General features: G+C 71.5%; 7 protein-coding genes and 1 pseudogene. 3 read left to right on the top strand and 5 right to left on the bottom strand.

Annotation, left to right across the window (positions count from 1 at the left end):
- Positions 1–704: SURF1 family protein (locus VLF38_RS10540; protein ID WP_325271220.1), on the top strand; the 704-nt coding region annotated here is incomplete at its 5' end.
- Here VLF38_RS10540 and VLF38_RS10535 read toward each other — a convergent pair.
- The 3 genes from VLF38_RS10535 to VLF38_RS10525 all read right to left on the bottom strand — a co-directional run bounded on the left by VLF38_RS10535 (position 696) and on the right by VLF38_RS10525 (position 2715).
- On the bottom strand, positions 696–1454 hold the full coding sequence (locus VLF38_RS10535) for an SDR family oxidoreductase (protein WP_325271219.1): 759 nt from the start codon (positions 1452–1454) through the stop codon (positions 696–698). The genes VLF38_RS10540 and VLF38_RS10535 overlap by 9 nt on opposite strands.
- A gap of 209 nt (positions 1455–1663) precedes the next feature.
- A complete protein-coding gene (locus VLF38_RS10530; protein ID WP_325271218.1) occupies positions 1664–2407 on the bottom strand; it encodes an SDR family oxidoreductase in 744 nt (247 codons plus the stop codon).
- Positions 2408–2421: 14 nt separating this feature from the next.
- Positions 2422–2715, bottom strand: a complete 294-nt coding sequence (locus VLF38_RS10525; RefSeq protein WP_325271217.1) for a hypothetical protein — start codon at positions 2713–2715, stop codon at positions 2422–2424.
- Between the two features lie 38 nt (positions 2716–2753).
- Between VLF38_RS10525 and VLF38_RS10520 the strand changes: the two genes are divergently transcribed.
- Together VLF38_RS10520 and VLF38_RS10515 are read left to right on the top strand one after the other, a co-directional pair.
- Entirely contained in the window at positions 2754–3170 is a 417-nt protein-coding gene (locus tag VLF38_RS10520) for a hypothetical protein (protein ID WP_325271216.1), read from the top strand.
- Between the two features lie 79 nt (positions 3171–3249).
- Positions 3250–4005 carry an alpha/beta hydrolase family protein gene (locus tag VLF38_RS10515; RefSeq protein ID WP_325271215.1) on the top strand — a complete coding sequence of 252 codons (756 nt, stop codon included), beginning with the start codon at positions 3250–3252 and terminating at the stop codon, positions 4003–4005.
- A 21-nt stretch (positions 4006–4026) separates the two neighbouring features.
- On the opposite strand, the gene VLF38_RS10510 is transcribed toward VLF38_RS10515, so the two are convergent.
- Together VLF38_RS10510 and VLF38_RS10505 are read right to left on the bottom strand one after the other, a co-directional pair.
- The gene (locus VLF38_RS10510) at positions 4027–4167 is read right to left on the bottom strand and encodes a hypothetical protein (protein ID WP_325271214.1); all 141 of its coding nucleotides are present in this window, start codon (positions 4165–4167) and stop codon (positions 4027–4029) included.
- A 39-nt stretch (positions 4168–4206) separates the two neighbouring features.
- A pseudogene (locus VLF38_RS10505) lies at positions 4207–4425 on the bottom strand (ABC transporter ATP-binding protein); the annotation flags it as partial.

The following is a 4425-nucleotide window of genomic DNA, read 5'->3' as shown; positions in this document are numbered from 1 at the left end:
GGCAGTTCCACCGGCTCGAGGACCGCAAGGAACGCAACACCGTCATCGAGCGCAACTCCTCCGGCCCGCCGGCCTCGCTGCGTGACGTCTTCGCGACCGACACCGCGCTGCCGGCGAGGAGCGAGTGGAAGCGCGTCACCGCCACCGGCACCTACGACCCTGAGCACACGGTCCAGATCCGCTACCGCACCTACGAGGGCACCGGTGGCGTCGAGGTCGTCGTCCCGCTGGAGACCACCACGGGCGCCGTCCTGCTGGTCGACCGCGGATGGCTCCAGACCGAGGACGCCACGGCGGCTGCCGGCGACGTCCCTGCTCCCCCGACGGGACAGGTGGTCGTCACCGGCTGGGCGCGGGCCGACGCGACCGAGTCCGCCACCGTCCACGAGGAGAGCGGTGTCCTCTCGGCACGCGCGATCGCGAGCACGGCGTACGCCGACGAGACCGGGGCCGACGTCTTCCGTGGCTGGCTGCAGCTCGAGTCCGAGTCGCCCGCGGCGACGAGCGAGCCGGAGCTGCGCACCGGGGAGCTTCCCGAGCTCGGCAACGGCCCGCACTTCTTCTACGGCCTGCAGTGGTGGTTCTTCGGCGTCCTGGCGATCTTCGGCTTCGGCTACCTCGCGTACGACGAGTGGGCGGTGCTCACCGGCCGCCGGCTGCCGCGTGACCAGCGCGTGTCGAAGCGTTCTGACCGCTCAGAGTGAGCGCAGCGCTCCACCGTCGACCGGAAGCATGACGCCGGTGAGATAGGACGCTGCCGGGCTGAGCAGGAACGCCGCCGCACGGCCGAACTCCTCCGGCTCGCCGTAACGGGCGAGCGGGATCGTCGCGGTGGCGCGGGCGCGGGCAGCGTCGGGGTCTCCACCGAGCGCGTCGAGCTCCTTGAGCCGGTCGGTGGCGATGCGGCCCGGCAGCAGGCCGTTGACACGGATGCCCCGGGGGCCGACCTCGTCGGCGAGGTTCTTCGCGACCATGGCGAGGCCGGGACGGAGACCGTTGCTGATTGTGAGCCCGGTGATCGGCGCCTTCACCGAGCTGCTGAGCACATAGGCGATCGAACCGCCGGCCGGCAGCGCCGCAGCCAGCTCCCGGCCGAGCCGGACCGCACCGAGGAAGACGCTCTCGAACGCCGCGGTCCACTGCGCGTCCGTGCTGCTGGCCACCGTGCCCGGCGCGGGACCGCCGACGCTGACGAGCGCGCCGTCGAGCCGACCCCAGGTGTCCATCGCGGCGGCCACGAGGCGCGACGGCGTGTCGGGATCGGCGTTGTCCGTGGTCACGGCCACGGCGCGCTCGATGCCGAGCTCGTCGACTGCGTGTGCGAGGCTCTCCTTGCTGCGTCCGCTGAGGACGACGCGCGCACCTTCGGCCACGAGCACCTCGGCGGTCGCCCGCCCGAGGCCGCGGGACCCTCCGGTGACGACGAAGACACGGTCGGTCAGCTGCAGGTCCATGCGGGCGAGCCTAGTGCGGGCATGATGCGGCGCGGCGCGGGGAACCGGGAGGGGCAGCGTTGTTACATGGAGAGCGGGAGGTGGGCGGCATGGCCGAGCACGAGCACGAGTGGCATCTGGCCGCCGTCGATTTCGAGGACACCGTGGTGGTGCGCGAGTACGCCTGCGCCGGCTGCCCCGAGGTGATGATCGGCGAGTAGCCGCCGGTCTCAGCCGAAGAGCTTCCCCCGGAAGGTCTTGTGCTGCGCGGCCTGCGCCACCGGACGCACGACGAGCCGGTCGACGTTGACGTGCGGCGGGAGCTCGACGGCGAACGCGATGCACGACGCGACGTCGTCCGCGGACAGCGGTCGGTCGACGTCGGCGTACGCCCCGTCGGCCCGGTCCTGGTCGCCGCGGAAGCGGTTGAGGGAGAACTCCTCGGTGTGGACCATGCCGGGAGCGATGTCGATCACGCGGATCGGCTCACCGTTGAGCTCCAGCCGCAAGGTGTCCGTGAGGGATCGCTCGGCGTGCTTGGCGGCGGTGTATCCACCGCCTCCCTCGTAGCTGATCAGCCCGGCCGTGGAGGTCACGTTCACGATGGTTGCGTGCGGGCGGGCCCGCAGGAGCGGGAGCAGTGCCTGCGTGACGCGCAGGGTGCCGAGGACGTTCACGTCGTACATCCGCTGCCAGTCGTCGAGGAGCCCGCTCTCCACGGACTCCATGCCGATCGCACCGCCGGCGTTGTTGACGAGGACGTCGAGCTCGCCGACCTGCTCGACGAGGGCTGCGACCGACGCTGCGTCGGTGACGTCGACCTGGACCGCACGGGCGCCGATGGTGGCGGCGAGCTCCTCGAGGCGGTCCAGGCGGCGAGCAGCGACGATGACATCGCGGCCGCTGGCAGCCAGGCGGCGGGCGGTGGCGGCGCCGATGCCACTGCTGGCACCGGTGACGAGGACGGTGGTCATGCCCACCAACCTAGCTAGCGATTGACGTAGTCAAGCATCGCGACCCACAGCGCGATCGCTCCGCTGAGGACGAAGCACCCGAACGGCAGCACGCTCGAGCCGCGCACGGTGTCGCGCTCCTTCGGCTCTTCCTGGCGTTCGGCGTAGACGAGGGTGCCGATCCCGGTGGCCACGAAGCCGAGCGGCACGAGGGCGTAGAGCAGCAGGTGGCTGGAGCCACCGCCGGTTGCCTCCTGCACGACCAGCATGGCCTCGACGAGCACCAGGGCGAGGGTGATGAGCAGGAACGTCCTGGTGTGGCGCGGCATGACCCGAAGCATGCCAGCCAGGCGGCATGATCGCGGACATGTCTGGTCCGTGGTTCCTCGTCCTGGTCGCCGTTGCAGCCGGTGTGCTGGTCGTCCTGCGCGGCTCACGGATCGCCGGCGGAGCGCTGCTGGTCGGTGCCGCGGTGGTCGCAGTCGGCATCGCCGGTGTCTCGCTGCCCGCGCGCACCGGGGCTGTCGGGGGCGAGCAGGGTGGCGAGCAGGGCCGCGGGCCCTGGGTGCTGCGCGTGACGCTCGACGACTCCGCCCCCGCCGGCCTGCCCGCGCAGCTCTCCGAGCGCTGGGTCGACGTGGCCAGCGTCGGCAGCGTGCGCCCCGACGCCCAAGGACGGATCATCGTCCGGGGCGAGCCCCGCGCCGGCTACGTGCAGATGAACGCCGTGAAGCTCGCACTGCGCGACCTGCCGCACGTGGAGTCGGTCGAGCGGATCGACTGAGCCCCTCCACGATCGAGCGGAGACCACGCAGAAGTTCACCGGCGGGTAACAAGCGCGCCAGCACCTAGGCTCCTCAGCCGTGGCGAAGAAGGTGCGGTTCCCGAGCTCGAGCGGCGAGATGCTCGCAGGCCTGATCGACGAGCCCCCGGGCACGGTGCGGGGCTGGGGTGTCTTCTCACACGGCTTCACCCTCGGCAAGGACTCCCCTGCCGCTGCGCGGATCTGCAAGCAGCTGGCAGCCGAGGGCATCGGCATGCTCCGCTTCGATGCGATCGGCCTGGGCGACTCCGAGGGTGACTGGGGCGACGGCTCGTTCACGCACAAGGTCGACGACGTGGTCCGGGCGTGCGAGTTCATGGTCGAGCGCGGCACCCGTCCGCAGCTCTTGGTCGGGCACTCCTTCGGCGGCGCCGCCGTCCTCGCAGCCGCGCACCGGACGACGGCCATGGCGGTTGCGACGGTGGGGGCGCCGTTCAACCCCAAGAACGTCGAGCGGCAGTACGACGCGGTGGTCGACCGCGTACTGGAGGAGGGCGAGGCGGAGTGGCTCGTCGGCGGCCGCGCACTGACCCTCAAGCGCCACTTCGTCGAGGACGTTCGCGCCTCGGACACCCGCCGCGACATCGCCACCCTCGCGCGGCCGCTGCTGGTCATGCACTCCCCCACGGACGCGACTGTGGCGATCGAGAACGCCGCCAAGATCTTCCGTGCGGCGCACCATCCGCGCAGCTTCATCGACCTCGAGGGCAGCGACCACCTGCTCACCGCGCCCGGTCAGGGGCAGCGGGCCGCGCGGATCATCAGTGCCTGGGCCGACCAGTACCTCGACGACTGAGCCGCTGCCCAGGACGCTGCGTCAGAGGCAGTAGCGGAAGAGGAAGTCGCGGTCGGTGTCGCGACCGTTCTCGGGGTCGTGCACCGGCACGGTCTCCTCGGAGGTGACCGTCTCCTCGAGGCGCACCGGCTCGGGCAGCTTCGTGAAGTCGCGGGTTTCCATGACCCCATGGTGCACCCGCAACGGCCGGGACAACAGACCTCAGACCTGCGACCGGGCGAACTGCGTGGCGTGCAGCTCGGCGTACAACCCGCCCTCGGCGAGCAGCGACTCGTGGGTGCCGGACTGGACGATCGTGCCGTCGTCGACGACCAGGATCTGGTCCGCGTGGCGGATCGTCGAGAGCCGGTGCGCGATGACGAGCGAGGTGCGCCCCTCGAGCGCCGCGTCGAGCGCGCGCTGCACGGCCGCCTCCGACTC

The organism is Nocardioides sp. (assembly GCF_035481145.1).
Taxonomy (GTDB): domain Bacteria; phylum Actinomycetota; class Actinomycetes; order Propionibacteriales; family Nocardioidaceae; genus Nocardioides.
Note: the sequence above shows the minus strand (reverse complement) of the source record. Positions and strands in the feature narration are given on the sequence as shown.

Bases quoted from the DNA above. Each gene is read 5' to 3' on its own strand.
- VLF38_RS10525 (WP_325271217.1), bottom strand. From the start codon at position 2,715: ATGCCGCGCCACACCAGGACGTTCCTGCTCATCACCCTCGCCCTGGTG.
- VLF38_RS10520 (WP_325271216.1), top strand. From the start codon at position 2,754: ATGTCTGGTCCGTGGTTCCTCGTCCTGGTCGCCGTTGCAGCCGGTGTG.
- VLF38_RS10510 (WP_325271214.1), bottom strand. From the start codon at position 4,167: ATGGAAACCCGCGACTTCACGAAGCTGCCCGAGCCGGTGCGCCTCGAG.
- VLF38_RS10530 (WP_325271218.1), bottom strand. From the start codon at position 2,407: ATGACCACCGTCCTCGTCACCGGTGCCAGCAGTGGCATCGGCGCCGCC.
- VLF38_RS10535 (WP_325271219.1), bottom strand. From the start codon at position 1,454: ATGGACCTGCAGCTGACCGACCGTGTCTTCGTCGTCACCGGAGGGTCC.